Source organism: Cellulomonas sp. P4_A2, assembly GCF_056402515.1.
Window position 1 is genome coordinate 1 of record NZ_JBFUHG010000244.1, and the last position, 362, is coordinate 362.

1 protein-coding gene is annotated in these 362 nt (G+C 64.9%); it reads left to right on the top strand.

Annotation, left to right across the window (positions count from 1 at the left end; genetic code table 11):
• Positions 1 to 200 precede the first annotated feature (200 nt).
• A partial coding sequence (locus tag AC1DUE_RS20910) for a MerR family transcriptional regulator (RefSeq protein WP_477041308.1) occupies positions 201 to 362 on the top strand: 162 nt, incomplete at its 3' end.

A 362-nucleotide genomic window follows, 5' to 3' on the forward strand; every position in this document is an offset into this window, starting at 1 on the left:
CCTCTCCGGTGGGGGCGGGGGAGCGGGAACGAGGTACCGGTCTTGAGAGCGCTCTCATGCTTTTTGTAGGTGCACGCCAGGGGGCCGTCAATGGCGATGCACTCTTAACTTCTTGAATGTAAAAGGCAGTTGAAGGAATGCCTGGGCGAGGAGAGCCCCGCGCTTGCCTTGACGCCCGCGTCAACCTTTACGGTCGAAGCATGCGAATCGGGGAGCTGGCCGAGCGGGCCGGGACGACGACGCGGACTCTGCGCTACTACGAGTCACGCGGACTGCTGCCTGCGCGGCGGGCCGTGAACGGGTACCGCACGTACGACGAGGGCGATCTGCGGCTGCTGCAGCAGATCCGGACCCTGCAGGAC